This window comes from Ciceribacter sp. RN22, assembly GCF_024054295.1.
Taxonomy (GTDB): domain Bacteria; phylum Pseudomonadota; class Alphaproteobacteria; order Rhizobiales; family Rhizobiaceae; genus Allorhizobium; species Allorhizobium lividum.
Map to the genome: position 1 here is coordinate 1,732,290 of NZ_JAMXLD010000001.1, position 18,023 is coordinate 1,750,312.

The 18,023-nt window shown below is 63.4% G+C and carries 22 protein-coding genes; 16 read left to right on the forward strand and 6 right to left on the reverse strand.

The features are described 5' to 3' along the window. Positions 1-3: 3 nt before the first annotated feature. On the reverse strand, positions 4-807 hold the full coding sequence (locus tag NHF53_RS08605) for an enoyl-CoA hydratase-related protein (protein WP_252833836.1): 804 nt from the start codon (positions 805-807) through the stop codon (positions 4-6). Positions 808-880: 73 nt separating this feature from the next. Between NHF53_RS08605 and cysE the strand changes: the two genes are divergently transcribed. From cysE to NHF53_RS08645, 8 genes are all read left to right on the forward strand, one after another. Beyond that, complete coding sequence (gene cysE, locus NHF53_RS08610; RefSeq protein WP_252833837.1) at positions 881-1,705, forward strand: serine O-acetyltransferase; 825 nt, start codon at positions 881-883, stop codon at positions 1,703-1,705. Between the two features lie 144 nt (positions 1,706-1,849). Next, complete coding sequence (locus NHF53_RS08615; protein ID WP_112689780.1) at positions 1,850-2,053, forward strand: DUF3126 family protein; 204 nt, start codon at positions 1,850-1,852, stop codon at positions 2,051-2,053. Between the two features lie 191 nt (positions 2,054-2,244). Continuing rightward, on the forward strand, positions 2,245-2,604 hold the full coding sequence (locus NHF53_RS08620; protein ID WP_252833838.1) for a phasin family protein: 360 nt from the start codon (positions 2,245-2,247) through the stop codon (positions 2,602-2,604). 245 nt (positions 2,605-2,849) lie between these two features. Next, on the forward strand, positions 2,850-3,197 hold the full coding sequence (gene clpS, locus NHF53_RS08625; RefSeq protein ID WP_114363134.1) for an ATP-dependent Clp protease adapter ClpS: 348 nt from the start codon (positions 2,850-2,852) through the stop codon (positions 3,195-3,197). 9 nt (positions 3,198-3,206) lie between these two features. Continuing rightward, positions 3,207-5,666: an ATP-dependent Clp protease ATP-binding subunit ClpA gene (gene clpA, locus NHF53_RS08630; protein WP_252833839.1), complete on the forward strand. Its 2,460-nt coding sequence runs from the start codon at positions 3,207-3,209 to the stop codon at positions 5,664-5,666. Between the two features lie 137 nt (positions 5,667-5,803). After that, positions 5,804-6,199, forward strand: a complete 396-nt coding sequence (locus NHF53_RS08635; protein WP_252833840.1) for a nuclear transport factor 2 family protein — start codon at positions 5,804-5,806, stop codon at positions 6,197-6,199. A gap of 118 nt (positions 6,200-6,317) precedes the next feature. Beyond that, entirely contained in the window at positions 6,318-7,070 is a 753-nt protein-coding gene (locus NHF53_RS08640; protein ID WP_252833841.1) for an AzlC family ABC transporter permease, read from the forward strand. Beyond that, positions 7,067-7,396, forward strand: coding sequence for an AzlD domain-containing protein (locus NHF53_RS08645; protein WP_114363137.1), 330 nt, complete (start codon positions 7,067-7,069; stop codon positions 7,394-7,396). The genes NHF53_RS08640 and NHF53_RS08645 overlap by 4 nt, the downstream gene beginning before the upstream one ends. A gap of 3 nt (positions 7,397-7,399) precedes the next feature. Here the strand turns inward: NHF53_RS08645 and NHF53_RS08650 are convergent, their stop codons facing one another. Then, positions 7,400-8,281 carry a LysR substrate-binding domain-containing protein gene (locus NHF53_RS08650; protein WP_252834943.1) on the reverse strand — a complete coding sequence of 294 codons (882 nt, stop codon included), beginning with the start codon at positions 8,279-8,281 and terminating at the stop codon, positions 7,400-7,402. Between the two features lie 115 nt (positions 8,282-8,396). On the opposite strand from NHF53_RS08650, the gene NHF53_RS08655 reads away from it, so the two are divergent. After that, positions 8,397-9,263: a DUF1989 domain-containing protein gene (locus NHF53_RS08655; protein ID WP_252833842.1), complete on the forward strand. Its 867-nt coding sequence runs from the start codon at positions 8,397-8,399 to the stop codon at positions 9,261-9,263. 15 nt (positions 9,264-9,278) lie between these two features. Next, the gene (locus NHF53_RS08660) at positions 9,279-9,761 is read left to right on the forward strand and encodes a hypothetical protein (protein ID WP_252833843.1); all 483 of its coding nucleotides are present in this window, start codon (positions 9,279-9,281) and stop codon (positions 9,759-9,761) included. Between the two features lie 38 nt (positions 9,762-9,799). Here NHF53_RS08660 and NHF53_RS08665 read toward each other — a convergent pair whose 3' ends face one another. The 4 genes from NHF53_RS08665 to NHF53_RS08680 form a co-directional block, all read right to left on the reverse strand. Further along, entirely contained in the window at positions 9,800-10,225 is a 426-nt protein-coding gene (locus NHF53_RS08665; protein ID WP_112689772.1) for an HIT family protein, read from the reverse strand. 61 nt (positions 10,226-10,286) lie between these two features. After that, on the reverse strand, positions 10,287-11,480 hold the full coding sequence (locus NHF53_RS08670) for a GNAT family N-acetyltransferase (RefSeq protein WP_252833844.1): 1,194 nt from the start codon (positions 11,478-11,480) through the stop codon (positions 10,287-10,289). Between the two features lie 10 nt (positions 11,481-11,490). Continuing rightward, positions 11,491-12,225, reverse strand: coding sequence for a glycerophosphodiester phosphodiesterase (locus tag NHF53_RS08675; RefSeq protein WP_252833845.1), 735 nt, complete (start codon positions 12,223-12,225; stop codon positions 11,491-11,493). After that, the gene (locus NHF53_RS08680; protein ID WP_252833846.1) at positions 12,222-12,689 is read right to left on the reverse strand and encodes a RidA family protein; all 468 of its coding nucleotides are present in this window, start codon (positions 12,687-12,689) and stop codon (positions 12,222-12,224) included. The genes NHF53_RS08675 and NHF53_RS08680 overlap by 4 nt, the downstream gene beginning before the upstream one ends. A 120-nt stretch (positions 12,690-12,809) precedes the next feature. Here NHF53_RS08680 and NHF53_RS08685 point away from each other — a divergent pair, with 120 nt between their 5' ends. The 6 genes from NHF53_RS08685 to NHF53_RS08710 all read left to right on the forward strand — a co-directional run bounded on the left by NHF53_RS08685 (position 12,810) and on the right by NHF53_RS08710 (position 18,023). Beyond that, complete coding sequence (locus NHF53_RS08685) at positions 12,810-13,634, forward strand: cell envelope integrity EipB family protein (protein ID WP_252833847.1); 825 nt, start codon at positions 12,810-12,812, stop codon at positions 13,632-13,634. A 199-nt stretch (positions 13,635-13,833) separates the two neighbouring features. Beyond that, positions 13,834-14,601 carry a 30S ribosomal protein S2 gene (rpsB, locus tag NHF53_RS08690; RefSeq protein WP_112689767.1) on the forward strand — a complete coding sequence of 256 codons (768 nt, stop codon included), beginning with the start codon at positions 13,834-13,836 and terminating at the stop codon, positions 14,599-14,601. 264 nt (positions 14,602-14,865) lie between these two features. Then, positions 14,866-15,792 carry a translation elongation factor Ts gene (gene tsf / locus NHF53_RS08695; protein WP_129331002.1) on the forward strand — a complete coding sequence of 309 codons (927 nt, stop codon included), beginning with the start codon at positions 14,866-14,868 and terminating at the stop codon, positions 15,790-15,792. Positions 15,793-15,886: 94 nt separating this feature from the next. After that, on the forward strand, positions 15,887-16,609 hold the full coding sequence (gene pyrH / locus NHF53_RS08700; protein ID WP_112689765.1) for a UMP kinase: 723 nt from the start codon (positions 15,887-15,889) through the stop codon (positions 16,607-16,609). 57 nt (positions 16,610-16,666) lie between these two features. Beyond that, complete coding sequence (gene frr / locus NHF53_RS08705; protein WP_114363147.1) at positions 16,667-17,227, forward strand: ribosome recycling factor; 561 nt, start codon at positions 16,667-16,669, stop codon at positions 17,225-17,227. Positions 17,228-17,279: 52 nt separating this feature from the next. Further along, a complete protein-coding gene (locus tag NHF53_RS08710) occupies positions 17,280-18,023 on the forward strand; it encodes an isoprenyl transferase (RefSeq protein ID WP_148157134.1) in 744 nt (247 codons plus the stop codon).

Genomic DNA, 18,023 nt, shown 5'->3' on the forward strand with positions numbered 1-18,023 from the left:
CGGCTACTCGCCGGTGAAGACGGGTTTGCGCTTCTCCGCGAAGGCGCGCCGACCCTCCGCATAGTCGGCACTTTCGAAGGTCGAGGCGCCGGTGACCTCCGCCTCCCGCAGAAGGTCGTCGTCCTTTTCCGCGGCGGCGCGCAGCGCGAGCTTCGACGCCTGCACCGAAAGCGGGGCGTTGGTGGCGATCGTTTCGGCGAGCGTCAGGACCTTGTCGTCCAGCGTATCGGGTGTGGTGATGTCGAGCAGGAAACCGCAGGCGAGCAGTTCGGCGGCGCGCATCGCCGCGCCGGTGTAGAGCGCCCTGCGGGCCATCTGGTCGCCGAGCGAGCGCGCGAAGTCCTGGACGGCGTCGGCCGGATAGGCAAGGCCGAGGCGGGCGGCGGGGACTGCGAAGGCCGCCGTATCGTCCGCGATCCGGAGGTCACATGCCGCGGCGAGCCCGAAGCCGCCGCCGTAGCAGATGCCGCGGATGGCCGCGATGACGGGTACGCGTGCCGCCCGTATGGCGGCGAAGGCGGAGCTGTTGTCGGCTTCATAGAGCCTGGCGGTCGCCGTATCCTTCCGCACGACGGGGAACTCCGAGATATCCGCGCCGGCGCTGAAATCCCGTCCGCCCGCTCCCGACAGAACGATTGCGCGGGCGCCGGCCTCGCCGCACAGCCAGTGAACGGCGTGGGGGATCGACCGCCACATGGCCGCCGTGACGGCATTCTTTCGTTCCGGATTGTCGATGACGAGGAGACCGACGCCGTCATGGCTCTCGGCGCGTATTCTTCCGGCAGCGAAATCACGGATCTGCTTCATCGTTTCTGCCCATCTGGTTTGCGTCGCAGATAGCCTATATAATGTAATCTCGATGGAACAGAGGAGACCGGCGATGGCCGCAAAGACTGAAGTCCTCCATGGCGAACACATCAAGTCGATGGATCCGATCTGGGATACGCTTCGCCACGAGGCGCGCGCGGCGGCCGAGCACGACCCGCTCCTCGCGGCCTTCCTCTATTCGACGGTCCTCAACCATCGTTCGCTCGAAGACTGCGTCATTTACCGGATCTGCGAGCGGCTGGACCATCCGGATCTGCAGGCGATCCTGCTGCGCCAGACCTTCGAGGAGATGGTGCGGGACTGGCCGGAATGGGGCCAGATCATGCGCGTCGACATCCAGGCGGTCTACGACCGCGACCCCGCCTGCACGCGCTTCATGGAGCCCGTGCTCTATTTCAAGGGATTCCATGCAATCCAGACCCACCGTCTCGCACATTGGCTGTGGAACCGTGGACGGCGCGATTTCGCTCTCTATCTGCAGAGCCGCTCCTCCAGCGTGTTCCAGACGGACATCAACCCGGCGGCGCGGATCGGCAAGGGTATCTTTCTCGATCATGCCACGGGCCTCGTCGTCGGGGAGACGGCGCGGATCGGCGACAATGTCTCGATCCTGCACGGTGTCACCCTCGGCGGCACCGGCAAGGAGGGGAGCGATCGTCACCCGAAGATCGGCGACGGCGTGCTGATCGGGGCGGGGGCGAAGGTGCTCGGCAATATCGAGGTCGGTTGCTGCTCGCGCGTGGCCGCGGGTTCGGTTGTCTTGAAGCCGGTTCCCAAGGGCTCGACCGTGGCCGGCGTTCCGGCGCGCGTGGTGGGCGAGGCGGGCTGCGCCGAACCGGCCCGCTCGATGGACCAGATGCTCGCCTCGGAGGCTTGACCGCAAACGACCGCATTGGCAACGGTGGCCGGAGGACGGCGAGGGGCTCTGGCCGGCGTTCATTTGTCCGCAGCCGCGTCTTTACATCATCCGAGCGGCCGTGCGACAAGCGCCCGAACTTGAATCGCCCCATGGAGAACTGTAGTGAAGCCCGACGAAATCAAGAAGCTCGACGCCTATTTCAAGCGGATGTTCAACCCGGCCATCGTCGTCAAGGCTCGTCCCCGCAAGGACGACTCCGCGGAAGTCTATCTCGGTGACGAGTTTCTCGGCGTGGTTTTCCGCGACGACGAGGACGGCGATCTCTCCTACAATTTCTCCATGGCCATCCTCGACGTCGATCTCTAAGCCTCTAGTTGCAGGCTTTCTGATATATGTTTGCCATTTCAGCATGCAGGGTCGCCCGTATTCCAGGCGGCCCTTCTTTTTGGCGCTGCATGCAACCTGCGCGCGATATTGCATCGCGGAAAACAATTGACAAAAATTGTGCATGTGCTATGTGCGTTCGCAGCGAAATGAAGCAGAAGGGACACTGCCGTATGTTTAATTTCGATGAAGCGAACAGGAAGGGCAAGGAAGCCATGGACGCGATGCTGAAGAATTACGCAGAGATCGCGAAGGGCTTTCAGGCCATCGCGACGGAAGCTACCGAATATTCGAAGAAGTCCTTCCAGGACGCGGTTGCGCATATGGAAAGCCTGGCCGGCGTGAAGAGCGTCGAAGGTGCGGTCGAACTGCAGACGAACTTCGTGAAGGGGGCCTACGAAGGCCTCGTTTCCGAGGCGACGAAGCTCACGGAAATGTATGCCGATCTGGCGAAGAGCGCCTACAAGCCCTACGAAGCCCCGGTCGCGAAGGCATCGAAGTCCGCCGGCGTTCCGGCCGCAACGGCAGCCTGAAACGAAGCCGTCGCGCCATCGCGCGTTGAATAAATCAAGGCCGGCTACGGGACCCGTAGCCGGCCTTGCGCGTTTACCTTTCACGGCCTGTCCCCGCTTTTCTCGACGGCGGCGGCCGTTATAACGCAAATCTGTTTGCACTCCTTTGCGGGGGGCTTAAAATCACCAAATTACGAACTACCTTAATGTGCTAAGTGTTCGCTGCGGCGCAAGCCGGCCGGCGAACCACTGGAGAATGGAAGAACATGATCGCCACGCCGGTCTTCATGCAGCAGAAAAGTGACGGCGACAACGCCGGTCGCGGCACATCCGTGATCACGCGGACGAAGCCGAAAACCAAGAAGCCGAATCTGTATCGCGTGCTGCTGCTCAATGACGACTACACCCCGATGGAATTCGTGATCCATATCCTGGAGCGCTTCTTCCAGAAGGACAGGGAAGCGGCCACGCGCATCATGTTGCATGTTCACAATCATGGCGTCGGGGAATGCGGTGTCTTCACCTACGAGGTCGCCGAGACCAAGGTCAGCCAGGTGATGGATTTCGCCCGGCAGCACGAGCACCCGCTGCAATGTGTGATGGAAAAGAAGTGAGGATCTGACGTGCCAACATTTTCTCCGAGCCTCGAAAAGGCGCTGCACCAGGCACTGACCTACGCGAACGAGCGGCATCACGAATATGCCACGCTCGAACACCTTCTGCTCGCGCTGATCGACGACGCCGACGCTGCAGCCGTGATGGGGGCGTGCAACGTCAACCTCGACGTGCTGCGCAAGACCGTCAGCGACTACGTGGACAACGAGCTTTCCAATCTGGTGACGGGATACGACGAGGATTCCAAGCCGACCTCGGGGTTCCAGCGTGTCATCCAGCGTGCGGTCATCCACGTCCAGTCGTCCGGTCGCGAAGAGGTGACCGGCGCGAACGTGCTGGTGGCGATCTTCGCCGAGCGCGAGAGTCATGCGGCCTATTTCCTGCAGGAGCAGGAGATGACCCGCTACGATGCGGTCAATTATATCTCCCACGGCATCGGCAAGCGCCCGGGCGCTTCGCAGGTGCGCCCGCCGCGCGGTGTCGAGGAGGGCGAAGCCGAAGCCAAGCAGGCGCGCGACCAGGAGGAAGGTGCAGCGAAGGGCAAGCAGGAAGCCCTCAAGGCCTACTGCGTCAACCTCAACGAAAAGGCGCGTGCCGGGCGTATCGACCCTCTGATCGGCCGCAACGACGAGGTCAACCGCACGATACAGGTGCTTTGCCGTCGTTCCAAGAACAACCCGCTCTATGTCGGCGATCCCGGCGTCGGCAAGACGGCGATCGCCGAGGGACTCGCCAAGCGTATCGTCGAGGGCCAGGTACCCGAAGCGTTGAAGGACGCGACGATCTTCTCGCTCGACATGGGGACGCTGCTCGCCGGCACCCGCTATCGCGGCGATTTCGAGGAGCGCCTGAAGCAGGTCGTCAAGGAACTCGAGGATTACCCGGGCGCGGTGCTCTTCATCGACGAAATCCACACCGTTATCGGTGCGGGCGCGACCTCCGGCGGCGCAATGGACGCCTCGAACCTCCTGAAGCCGGCGCTTTCCTCGGGTGCGATCCGCTGCATCGGCTCGACCACCTACAAGGAATACCGCCAGTTCTTCGAGAAGGACCGGGCGCTGGTCCGTCGCTTCCAGAAGATCGACGTCAACGAGCCTTCGATCGACGATGCGATCGAGATCATGAAGGGCCTGAAGCCCTATTTCGAGGACTACCACAAGCTCCGCTACACGAACGAGGCGATCAAGGCGGCCGTCGAGCTTTCGGCGCGCTATATCTCGGACCGCAAGCTGCCCGACAAGGCGATCGATGTGATCGACGAGACCGGTGCCGCGCAGATGCTGCTGCCCGCCTCCAAGCGGCGCAAGCTGATCACCGAGCGGGAGATCGAGGCGACGATCGCGACGATGGCGCGGATTCCGCCGAAGACCGTCTCCAAGGACGACGAGATGGTGCTCGCCAATCTCGAGAAGGAACTGCGTTCGGTGGTCTACGGTCAGGACAAGGCGATCGAGGCGCTTTCGACCTCGATCAAGCTTGCCCGCGCCGGCCTGCGCGAACCGAACAAGCCGATCGGCTGCTACGTCTTCTCCGGGCCGACAGGCGTCGGCAAGACGGAAGTCGCAAAGCAGCTTGCCGCCTCGCTCGGCGTCGAGTTGTTGCGTTTCGACATGTCGGAATACATGGAGCGTCACACCGTCTCGCGGCTTCTCGGGGCGCCTCCCGGCTATGTCGGCTTCGACCAGGGCGGTCTGCTGACCGACGGCGTCGACCAGCATCCGCACTCGGTGGTCCTGCTCGACGAAATCGAGAAGGCGCACCCGGACATCTACAACATCCTGCTGCAGGTGATGGACCACGGTTCGCTGACCGACCACAACGGCAAGAAGATCGATTTCCGCAACGTCATCCTGATCATGACGACCAATGCCGGGGCGACCGAGGGCGCGAAGGCGGCGATCGGTTTCGGCTCATCGAAGCGGACGGGCGAGGAAGAGGAAGCACTCAACCGCCTCTTTACCCCGGAATTCCGCAATCGTCTCGATGCGACGATCCAGTTCGCGCCGCTGCCGACCGAGGTCATCCACCAGGTGGTGCAGAAGTTCGTGATGCAGCTCGAGGCGCAGCTCTCCGAACGCAATGTCACTTTCGACCTCGCGCCGGAAGCGATCGCCTGGCTTGCCACCCGCGGCTACGACGAGAAGATGGGCGCCCGTCCGCTGGCGCGCGTCATCCAGGAGCACATCAAGAAGCCGCTCGCCAACGAGATCCTCTTCGGCAAGCTGAAGAAGGGCGGTGTCGTCAAGGTCGGCGTCAAGAAGGATGAGACCGGCGCCGAGGTGCTCGATCTTGAGGCGGTGCCGGATGTCGCGCCCGTGAAGCCAAAGGCGGAAGCCGAAGCGCTTGCCGGAGAAGCCAAGACCGCGCGCAAGGCGAAGGCCACGGCAGAGAAGCTCGAAGGGCCGGGAGAGGCTCCGGCTGCGTCGAAGAAGCGAGCCTCGGTTCCCAAGGTGCCGAAGAAGAAATAGCGGTTGGTCTTCGGATGGTGATCTTCTGCCATACAAAGAGGTGAATTGACCCCTCGCGGCCGAGCTGCGAGGGTTTTCGTGTCGGCGCTGCCGACGGTGATCGGGGGAACCGAGGGATGGAGCATGAGAGCGGCGGAATGCCTCGTCTTGGCGATGAGGAGCAGCTGCTCTGGGAGCACGTCCAGATGCTCTGGGAGATCGCCCGCCGGCGCGAGACGGCCCCGGTTCGCAAGCTCCTTCATCCCGATTACTCCGGCTGGGTAACCGGTCTCGACAAGCCGCACGACTTTGAGGCCGCCGTGGCGTCGGTCGGACCCGACTCGCCGCGCATTCTCCGCTACCGGCTGCAGCCGCTCGAAGTTACGGTCTTCGACCACGAGGTCGGCGTCGTGCACTATCGCTACGAGGCGGACGTCGAGGCTGCCGGCGGCGGATCGCAGACGATCGCGGGGCGCTGGACGGAGGTCTACAAGCGTCGCGGACGCGGCTGGTTGATGATCTCCGTGAGCGGCGGACCGGACGGCATGCGCTGAGGTGATGGCGGGGTTGCGGAAAATCGCTGTCTCGCTCCGGGAATCGCCGGTATAGCTTGCCGCGAGCCTTTTCTTCGGATCGGAGCGCCGGTCCCTCCCGTCTTCCGCGGAATCGCCGATGTCCCTGTTGAGAGCCGATCCCGAGTCATTTCGCTGGTTCCGGCGTGGTGCCCGCGGCATCTTCAGCCTGCCGGCACTGATCCTCATGACCTCCTTCGTCGGTTTCGCCGCCTTCGCGCTGGAGGCCGGGATTTCGCGTGGTGCGGCCATGTTCATGACGCTGATGGTCTGGGCGCTTCCCGCCAAGATGATCCTGACGGGGATGTTGGCGAGCGGCGCGCACATCCTGGCGATCATCGTCGCCGTTTCGCTCTCCTCGATCCGCATGATGCCGATGGTGGCCTCGCTCGTCCCGGAGATCCGCACGCCGCGCACGCCCGTCTGGTTGCTGCTCTTCCTTTCGCATTTCATCGCGATCACGGCTTGGGTCTTCACCACCCAGAACATCGGCAAGGTTCCGCGTGAGCATCGAACCGTCTACTTTGCCGGCTTCGCGATCACCCTGACGCTCACGAACACGCTTCTCGTCGGCATCTGCTACGGCCTCGTCGAGACTTTTCCGCCGCTGGTGGCCGGGCTGCTGTTCTTCCTCACGCCGGTCTATTTCGTCGCCTCGATCTGGGCGACGTCGCGCCAACCCGTCCTTCGCCTGGCGTTCCTCATCGGCGTCGTCGGCGGGCCGCTGTTGTCGATGGTTGTGCCGGGACTGGACGTACTGATCGCCGGCCTCGGTGGCGGAACGCTGGCCTATCTCGTCGACCGGCTGGTGTTTTCCGGCCGGCGGAAGCGTCGAGAGGGAGAGAGCCGATGAACGACTACACGATCTATGCCGTGATCCTCGTGGCGGGCTGGCTGGCGACGGATGTCTGGCGCTGGCTCGGCGTGATTGCCGGCAACCGGATGAACGAGGATTCCGAGGCACTGAAATGGGTGAGGGCGGTCGCCACATCGCTTGTCATGGCGGTGACCTCCAAGCTGATCGTCTTCCCGACCGGCAGTCTCGAAGCCACGCCGCTCTGGCTGCGTCTCGCCGCTGCAGCGCTCGGCTTTGCCGCCTTCCTCGCCGCCGGGCAGCGGGTCATCGTCGGCGTCGTGGTCTCCGTGGCGCTCCTGGCGCTCGGTCTCGTCTTCGTCTGAGGTTTAGGGACCGGAGGGGGTTGCGTCGGTCGCCTCCGCCAGCAGCCAGTCCCGCATCAGCACCGCCTCCGGCGAGAGGTTCTTCGCCTCCGTCAACCAGTAGGCCTTGTCCGTGTCTGTCGCCCGGTCGAACAGAACCTCGAGTTTGCCTTGGTTCAGATCGTCGCCGATCAGTGCGGTCGGGCAGAGGGCGACGCCGAGCCCGGCGGTCAGCGAACTCAGGAGCAGGTTGAAATCGGCGAAGATCGGTCCGGTCTCGCGCGGGCTTTCGAGACCTCCTTCGGAAAACCACCGTCGCCAGGCAGTCGGACTTTCATCATGGAGAAGGTCCGCAGCGAGCAGTTCGCGAGGATCGCGGATCGGACCGTTGCGATTGAGATAGGACGGGGCGCAGGTCGGCCGAGTGGCACCGGAGAGGATCGGCAAGGCCCCGGCATCCGGACGAGTGCCGTGCTGGATCAACAGATCGGCCGTCGCCTCGGCCGCCGTTTTCGCACCGGCCGCATAGGAGATCGCAACCTGTATGTCGGGATGCGCGGCGCGGAAACGGGGCAGCCGCGGCGCCAGCCAATGGGCGACGACCGAAGGAAGACAGGCGAGGCGGACCGTGCGGCGCCTTGCACCCGCGGTGAGCCGTTCGGCGGCAGCGGCGATGCCGGCGAGGCCCGCGGACACGGCATCGCCGAACTCTCGTCCGGCGGGCGTCAGCCGCACGCCGCGGGCGCTGCGCTCGAAGAGCCTTACGCCGAGCCAATCTTCGAGGCTGCGCACGTGCTGGCTGACGGCGGCCGGTGTCATGCCGAGTTCTGTTGCCGCCTGGCGGAAATTCTCACGGCGAGCGGCGGCTTCGAAGGCGCGGAGGCCTGGCAGTGGCGGGAGCTTCATGGAAACAAGGATAAGTGACACTTACCCTTATGGCAAGGAGATGCCGTATTGCCAGCCGCCTTGCCGGCGTGCAGTGTCCGTCCTGTTGTTTGCCCTTGAGAGTGCAGGATCGTTCATGACCGCCAAGTCCGCCATCCAGGCCCCCATTCAGGTTCCCGTCGACACCGCCGAGCGACGCGCCCGTCGCCCCGTCGTCGTCTACCCCAACGGAACGCTGCCGGCTCCGGACATGACACGACTTCAAGAAGCGCGCGCAACGCTCGAAAAGATCGACGAAATTATCGTTTCGCCGCGCGAGGGCGGAGCGTTCGATGTGCCGAAGGGGCATTTCTTCCGTGTCGTCAGCGTCGAGGGGCCGCAGGTCGGCGACCTCAACCTCTGGAACGCCGCGGACCTTTCCGAGCGCTTCTTCAGCGGCAAGACCCGGGCGCTGCATGCGACCCATGTCTCGGTCGGCGACCGGCTCTGGAGCTCGCTGCCGCATCTGCGGCCGATGGCGACGATCACCCATGATACGCTCGCCTGGTACGGGTGGGATGACGACGGGGCGGGCCTGCATGATGTCATCGGCACGCGCTGCGATCCCTATACCAACCGGCTGCTTTCCGGCGGCGACTATCACCACTGCTGCCATTCCAACCTGACACGCGCGCTCGCCGGGGCGAAGGGGCTCGCCTTCCGCGAGGCCGAACCGCACGTCCATGACGTGCTCAACGTCTTCATGTGCACCGGCTTTACGAGGGACACGCACCAGTATTTCATGAAGGCGAGCCCGGTGCGTCCCGGCGACTACATCGAGTTCTTCGCCGAGATCGACCTCATCGGCGCGCTTTCGGCCTGCCCCGGCGGCGATTGCAGCGCCACCCATTCGAGCGATGCTGCCGCGTGCTATCCGCTGAAGGTCGAGATTTTCCGGCCGGACATGGCGCTTTTGAAAGATTGGCCGTTCCCGGAGAGGAGCGGCTATCGCAATCCGGAATAGACGGGAGCAGACGGAATGCGGAAGAGTATCGTCACGTTGCTGCTGTCGGTTGCCTGCATTTCCTGCTCGCCTCCTTCCGGTGAAGCGGGGAAATTGGAAAACGCTCTCTTAGCAATCCCCGTTGGTTCATCGGTCAGATTCGAGGATCTCTCGCAATTTGCCGGAAGAACGATCTGTATGGTTCAGCCATACCAGGACAGTTTGGCTCTACGAGATCCTCTGGCGGATCAGGTGAACGAGTATCTTGCAGATCAAGGATTCGGGGCAAACGAAGCGTATTTTGCGTTTGTTTTGGTCGGTGACAATGAATTCGATGTCGTCAAGCTACCACGCTCGGACAAGCTCGACATCCTCGCGCTTCATCAAGCTTCGAAACTGTCGCGGGGGACGTTGCCACAAGGCTTCGTCCCTCGCGAATGCGTCACCGGTCCAGATGCGGCGATTGCCAAGATTGAGTTTATGGGTCGTGCGTATATCCGCTTGGGGCGGATGCAGTAGCAACGTAGCGACCGGTACGGATCGGTGCCAAGGTCGCTTTACAGCGCCGCCTTGATCTTCTCTGCGTGCGCCTTCAGCACCTCGATGTCTTCCATCTGACCGGAATGCGGCCGGAGCGGCACGCCCTCGTAACGGGGAATGACGTGGAAATGCAGGTGGAAGACCGTCTGGCCGGCGGGGAGTTCGTTGAACTGGGTGACGAGAACGCCGTCAGCGTCGAGCGCCTCCTTGGCGGCAACCGCGAGCTTCTGGACGACCGGGATCGTGCGGGCGAGGACCGCGGGATCGGCGTCGAGCAGGTTGCGCGATCCTTCCTTGGGAATGACCAGCAGATGGCCCGGCGACTGCGGCATCACGTCCATGAATGCGAGCGTATGCTCGTCCTCGTAGAGACGAACCGAGGGAATTTCGTTGCGCAGGATCTTGGCGAAGATGTTGTTGGGGTCGTAGGCCGGGCTGGTCATCTTGGGGCTCCTCGTTTCGCTGCGTACCTAACGCGACCGAGGGGGCTCGATCAAGCACCCGTCAGTCTTCGCGGCACTGGCGCTCGCCCTTCCTGAACGGGGTGTGTTCGCCGAGATACTCGCCGATCTCTTCGACCTCGCGGCGCTCGTGTTCGAGATAGTCGGCGACGGCGCGCCTGAGGCCGGCATGGGCGATGAAATGGGCGGAGTGGGTGGTCACCGGCTGGTATCCGCGGGCGAGCTTGTGCTCGCCCTGTGCGCCGGCCTCGACCTTCTGGAGCCCCTTGGCCAGGGCGAAATCGATCGCCTGATGATAGCAGACCTCGAAGTGCAGGAAGGGATGCTCCTCGATGCAGCCCCAGTGGCGGCCGAAGAGCGTGTCGCTGCCGATGAAGTTGATCGCACCGGCGATGTAGCGCCCGCCGCGCTTGGCCATCACCAGCAGGATGTCGTCGGCCATCCTTTCTCCGATCAGCGAGTAGAAGTCCCGTGTGAGATAGGGACGCCCCCACTTGCGGCTGCCGGTATCCATGTAGAAGGCGAAGAACTGGTCCCAGACGGATTCGGTCAGGTCGGAGCCGGTGAGCCAGTCGATCGTGATGCCGTTTTCGAGCGCGGCGCGTCGCTCCTTCTTCAGCGCCTTGCGCTTGCGCGAGGCGAGCGTGTCGAGGAAATCGTCGTGGTCCCTGTAGCCGGCGTTCAGGAAATGGAACTGCTGGTCGGTGCGGTGAAGATAGCCCCGTCCCTCGAAGGCGGCGAGCTCGTTTTCGGGCAGGAAGGTGACGTGGGCGGAGGAGGCTCCGAGCTTTTCGGTGACCTCGCGCAAGCCTCCGGCGAGCAGCGCACGGACCTCGGCCCGGTGTCGGCCTTGCGCCACCATCAGCCGCGGCCCCGTCGCGGGGGTGAAGGGAATGGTGACCTGCAGCTTGGGATAATAGCGCCCACCGGCGCGCTCGTAGGCGTCGGCCCAGCCGTGATCGAAGACGTATTCGCCGCGGCTGTGGCTCTTGAGATAGCAGGGGACGGCGCCGATCAGGGTTCCGGCGGCGTCCTCCAGCAGGAGATGATGCCCGAGCCAGCCGGTCTCGGCGGTCGCCGATCCCGACTCCTCGAGCGCGGAGAGGAATCCATGCGAGTTGAAGGGATTGTAGCCCCCGCCGGCCTTGTCGCGACCCGCACCCTCGAGCGTGGCCCAGAGTTCGGGCCGGATCGCTGCAAAGGGCCGTTCGATCCGGATGGACACCTCTTGCTTCATGCTGCTCCCGTCAGGCGGTCGCGACCGTCGTCTCCCGGGGATCGAACCCCTCGAAGGTCATCTGCTCCGCATATTTATAGGTATGCTGTCGCATGATTTCATCCCTGACCGTCCAGGTAATGACCGGAATGCCGCGTTCGCGCTGGGCGGTGACGAAGCTGTTCGGCAGATGCGCGGCGCAGTAGGAGATGAAATCGAGCCCGAGCTGCATCGCTTCGTCGTGGGCAAAGAAGGTTTCGGGCTTGGCGCCTTCGGCGGTCAGCCCGACGGGGTAGGGGCAGTCGAGCGCCTTCAGGTCCTTCAGCAGCCAGTGATCGAAGCTCATCAGCGCGACCTTGCCTTCGTAGCCCTCGAGCACGTCGAGCACGGTCACGGCAAAACCGTCGTCCTCCTCGGCACTCGTGCCCTTGAGCTCGATCACCAGCGGAACGCGGCCCTTGACGAGCGTCAACATCTGCCGAAGCGTCGGAATGCGATCGGCGGTGCCGCCGACGGACAGCAGGCCGAGCTCGGCCGCGGTGCGCTCGCGCACATCACCGGCAATGCCGCACAGCCGCTGCAGGTCGTGGTCGTGGAACACCACCGGCACGCTGTCGGCCGAAAGCTGGATGTCGCATTCGATCGCGAAGCCTGCATCGATCGCCCGCTGGAAGGCCGAAAGGGTGTTCTCCCAGACGGCCTTGTTCATGTCGTGGAAGCCGCGATGGGCGACCGGCAGGTCCTTGATCCAGGTGGCGTCGGTCACAGGGTGATCTCCAGGATCGCGTCGATCTCGACGGCGGCATTGAGCGGCAGGGCGGCCATTCCGACGGCTGCGCGGGCATGCTTGCCGGCGTCGCCGAGGACGTTGGCGATGAGGTTCGAGGCACCGTTGATGACGAGATGCTGCTCGGTAAAGCCGGGCGCCGAGGCGACGAAGCCGTTGAGCTTGATGACGCGGGCGATGCGGCCGAGGTCGCCGAGCGCCGCCTTCGTCTGTGCAAGAATGTTGATGGCGCAGAGTTCCGCGGCCCGCTGGGCGGCCGCGAGATCGACGTCAGCGCCGACCAGGCCGGTCACTGCGATCTTGCCGTCTTCCATCGGAAGCTGGCCGGAAAGGTAAAGCAGGTTGCCGCTGATGACGTACGGAACATAGTTCGCAGCCGGTGCGGCGGCGACCGGAAGGCGGATACCCATGGCTTCCAGACGATTGTCGATTGTCTCGGACATTCTAGTTTCCCGGTTTTGTTGTAAACATTGAAAAAGAATCTTGCATTACACGAAGGCGTGCCTCGCTTTCGCCGGGACAGTTCTTATATCATCGCCGGCCAGTCCAACAGGAGGTATTGAATGTTTCGCTCGAGCTATGCGGTTGCCGCTCTGGCCACCCTCGGAGCCACCGGCTGGGCGGCGAGCGGGGCGGAAGCTGCCGCCGGGCGTCTGGCGCCCCACAGGGCCGTCTACGACGTCGAGCTGAAGGAAGCCTCCGAACGGGCCGGCATCGAGGCAATACGCGGTCGCATGGTCTACGAATTCGACGGATCGGAGTGCAAGGGTTACACGACCAACTTCCGCTTCGTGACCCGAATCGACACAGGCGAGCAGGTGCGGGTAACCGACCAGCAGAGCCGCACCTTCGAGGACATCGCCAACGGCAAGTTCCGGTTCGAGACGAAGTCGTTCACCGACGACCAGCTCGACAAGGACGTCAAGGGCAAGGCCGCCGACGATAACGGCCGGGTCAAGATCGAGATCGAGGGGCCCGCGAAGCGCGCCGTGGAACTGGTCGACAGCCGCTTCCCCGCCGAGCACATGCTGGAAGTCATCGACAGGGCGAGGAAGGGTGAAACCTTCTTCGAGGCACGCATCTTCGACGGGTCGGAGGACGGCGACCGCAGCTACGTGACGACGACCATCGTCGGCCATGCGACCGAGCCGGGCAAGGACGAACCGGACGCCGGAAAAGCCGGCGCGATGGCCCCGGCGAAGTACTGGCCGATCTCGATCGCCTACTATGACGACAAGACGGCCGGAGACCAGTTGCCGGTCTACACCCAGTCCTTCAAGCTTTACGAGAACGGCGTCACCCGCGACCTGACCCTCGACTACGGCGACTTCATCCTGAGCGGTCATCTCTCGAAACTGGAGATGCTCGAGGACCGCGGCTGCAAATAGTCTTGCTGATACCGGTACGCGCAAACGATCTTTGCCGACAAAAGCCTTGATTTCCTGACGAAGTCGCTATAAGGCGGGCGGCATTCCACACGTAAGGCATGGGATTGTCCGGGAGAAATCCGGACGTTTCCGCCGGTGGCATTCTCGAAGAGGGTGCTGTTCGCCTTGCGGAGGTTCAACCGGAAAAGGAGAAAAAGGCATGGCATTGCCTGATTTCAGCATGCGCCAGCTTCTGGAAGCTGGTGTTCACTTCGGTCACCAGACGCACCGCTGGAACCCGAAGATGAAGCCGTACATCTTCGGCGATCGTAACAACATTCACATCATCGACCTCGCGCAGACCGTGCCGATGCTTTCGCGCGCCCTGCAGGTCGTTTCCGACACCGTCGCCCGCGGCGGCCGCGTACTGTTCGTCGGCACCAAGCGTCAGGCCTCCGACCTGATCGCCGACAGCGCCAAGCGTTCGGCCCAGTACTACGTCAACTCCCGCTGGCTCGGCGGCATGCTGACCAACTGGAAGACCATTTCGAACTCGATCGCTCGCCTCCGCAAGCTCGACGAGATCCTCGCTTCGGAAGCCCAGGGCTATTCGAAGAAGGAACGCCTCAACCTCGAGCGCGAACGCGAAAAGCTGAACAAGGCTCTCGGCGGTATCCGCGATATGGGCGGCACCCCGGACCTGATGTTTATCATCGACACCAACAAGGAAAAGATCGCAATCGATGAAGCTAAGCGCCTGGGTATCCCGGTCGTTGCCATCATCGACTCGAACTGCGATCCGGACCAGATCGACTACGCGATCCCCGGCAACGACGACGCCTCGCGCGCCATTGCTCTTTACTGCGACCTGATTGCCCGTGCGGCGATCGACGGTATCGCACGTCAGCAGGGTGCCTCCGGTCGTGACATCGGCGCCTCTGCCGAAGCCCCGATCGAGCCGGCGCTCGAAGACGAAGCCGGCGCCTGACGATGGCGAGCGGCGGAGCCCTTTCGGTCTTCGCCGCGTTTTCCTGATACGGGACGGGGCCGCTCTCAGCGATGCTGTTGGCGGCCTGTTCCTTTGCGGTGCGGACGTTTCGAACTCGCCGCCGCGATAGTCACCAGAGTTTATTACCGTGATGGCGCTGCTTCATCACGTTGTCATACTTCCGGGTACAGTTCGTGCCCCAAACAGGGCGCCTTCCGTCGTTTCGGGGGCGGGCGCACCGCTTGAACCGACAAGAGGCAAACAATGACCGAGATCACTGCTGCAATGGTGAAGGAACTGCGCGAAAAGACCGGCGCAGGCATGATGGATTGCAAGAAGGCGCTCGCCGAGACCAACGGCGACATGGAAGCCGCCATCGACTGGCTGCGCGCCAAGGGCATCGCGAAGGCCGACAAGAAGTCCGGCCGTACCGCAGCGGAAGGTCTCGTCGGCATCGCCGGCGCCGGCACCAAGGCCGTCGTCGTCGAAATCAACTCCGAGACCGACTTCGTCGCTCGCAACGACGCCTTCCAGGACCTCGTTCGCGGCGTTGCCGGCGTTGCGCTTTCGACCGACGGCTCGGTTGACGCGATTGCCGCCGCCACCTACCCGGCAACCGGCAAGTCCGTCGCCGAGAGCCTCAAGGATGCGATCGCCACGATCGGCGAAAATATGACGCTGCGTCGCGCGACCCTGCTCTCCGTCGAAGACGGCGTCGTCGCCACCTACATCCACAACGCCGTCGCCGACGGTCTCGGCAAGCTCGGCGTGCTGGTCGCGCTGAAGTCGACCGGCAACAAGGACGCGCTGAACGCCATCGGCCGCCAGGTCGCCATGCACATCGCCGCCACCAATCCGCTCGCCATCCGAGCCGAGGAAGTCGACGCGGCTGTCGCCGAACGCGAACGCAACGTCTTCATCGAGCAGTCGCGCGCTTCCGGCAAGCCGGACAACATCATCGAGAAGATGGTGGAAGGCCGCATGCGCAAGTTCTTCGAAGAAGTCGCGCTGCTCTCGCAGGCCTTCGTCATCAATCCCGACCTGACGGTCGGCGCTGCGATCAAGGAAGCCGAGAAGGAAGTCGGCGCTCCGATCGAAGTTACCGGCATGGCTCGCCTGCTGCTCGGCGAAGGCGTCGAGAAGGAAGCGACCGACTTCGCCGCCGAAGTCGCAGCCGCCGCCAAGGGCTGATCGGCGCTTTCGTCCTTCATTGGAAAAACATGGGCATCGCGTGACAACGCGATGCCCTTCGTGTATCCGGCATCTAGTCATTCAAGGAGCGATCATGTCTTCCGCACCTCTCTATAAACGCGTTCTTCTGAAGGCCTCCGGGGAAGCCCTGATGGGCAGCCAGGGTTTTGGTATCGATGTGGCGGTCGCGGACCGTATCGCCTCCGATATCGCCGAAGCGCGGGCCATGGGTGTGGAGGTCGGCGTCGTGGTCGGCGGAGGCAACATCTTCCGTGGTGTCGCGGTGGCCTCCAAGGGCGGAGACCGGGTGACCGGCGACCACATGGGCATGCTCGCGACCGTCATCAACGCTCTGGCGCTTGCAACCTCGCTGCGCAAGCTCGACATCGACACAGTGGTGCTCTCGGCCATCGCCATGCCCGAAATCTGCGAAAGCTTCTCGCAGCGCGCGACGCTCTATCACTTGTCGCTCGGTCGCGTCGTGATCTTCGCGGGCGGCACGGGCAACCCCTTCTTCACGACCGACTCGGCTGCGGCGCTTCGTGCCGCGGAGATGGGCGCCGAGGCGATCTTCAAGGGAACCCAGGTGGATGGCATCTATTCGGCCGATCCGAAGAAGGACCCGACCGCCACCCGCTTTGAAAAGCTCACCCACGACGAGGTTCTGCAGAAGGGCCTTGCGGTGATGGACGTCGCCGCCGTCGCGCTGGCGCGCGAGAACCACATTCCGATCATCGTCTTCTCCATTCACGAAAAGGGCGGGTTCCGTGACATCCTCGCCGGTGGCGGCAGGAAGACGGTCGTTTCCGACACCTGAAACGCCGGGGCATTCTTTCTCCAGGCCGCCGGCCATATCGACTACAGGAGTATCATCATGACTGCAGAGGTTGATCTCAACGATCTGAAGCGCCGCATGGAAGGCGCGATCAACGCGTTCAAGCACGATATCGCGTCGCTGCGTACCGGCCGCGCTTCGTCCAACCTGCTCGACCCGGTCCAGGTGGAAGCCTACGGCTCGCGGGTGCCCCTCAACCAGGTGGCCAACATCACCGTCCCGGAGCCGCGCATGCTCGGCGTATCCATCTGGGACAAGTCGATGGTCGGCGCCGTCGACCGGGCGATCCGCGAATCGAATCTCGGTCTCAATCCGATCATCGACGGCCAGAACCTGCGCATTCCGCTGCCGGAACTGAACGAGGAACGCCGCAAGTCTCTGGTCAAGATCGCCCACGATTATGCGGAGAAGGCGAAGGTCGCCGTTCGCCACGTGCGTCGCGACGGTATGGACGGCCTTAAAAAGGCCGAGAAGGACGGCGTTATCGGTCAGGACGAGAGCCGTGCGCAGTCGGACAAGGTGCAAAAGATGACCGACGATACTATTTCTGAGGTCGACCGCTTGCTCGCGGAGAAGGAAAAGGAAATCATGCAGGTCTGAGGACGCCGGGCGCGTCCCTTGTCGTCCTGCCGAACGGAGAACCGGATCGAACATGTCCATATCCGAGAGCCGCGCTGCCCCGCAGCATGTTGCGATCATCATGGATGGCAACGGCCGTTGGGCAAACGCGCGCGGCCTTCCGCGGGCGGTCGGTCACCGCAAGGGGGTCGAAGCAGTCCGGGAGGTCGTTCAGGCAGCCGCCGACGCGGAGATCAAGTACCTGACCCTCTTCGCCTTTTCCTCTGAGAACTGGCGGCGCCCTCAGGCCGAGGTCAATGATCTGTTCGGGCTTCTGAAGACCTTCGTCCAGCGCGACCTTGCGGAACTTCATCGCAAGGGCGTCCGCATCAGGGTGATCGGCGACCGCGTGCACCTGCGCGACGACATCCGCCTGCTCCTTCTCGAGGCGGAAGAGACGACGCGCGCCAATGGTGCGCTGACCTTGATCATCGCGTTCAACTACGGCTCCCGCGACGAGATCGCGCGAGCCTGCGCGGGGATCGCGGCGGACGTCCAGGCCGGCCGCCTGCAGCCTTCGGACATCGACGCGCAGATGATCAACGACCGGCTGGATACCGCCGGCATTCCGGATCCGGACCTCGTTATTCGCACCAGCGGCGAGGAGCGGCTTTCCAATTTCCTGCTTTGGCAGGCGGCCTATGCGGAACTGATGTTCGTGCCGGAATACTGGCCCGATTTCACCCGCGAGATCTTCTTTTCGGCACTCGATCGCTATGCGGCGCGCGACCGGCGATTTGGCGGGCTGTCGGCCACGCCCGTGGCTGTGAGCTCGTAA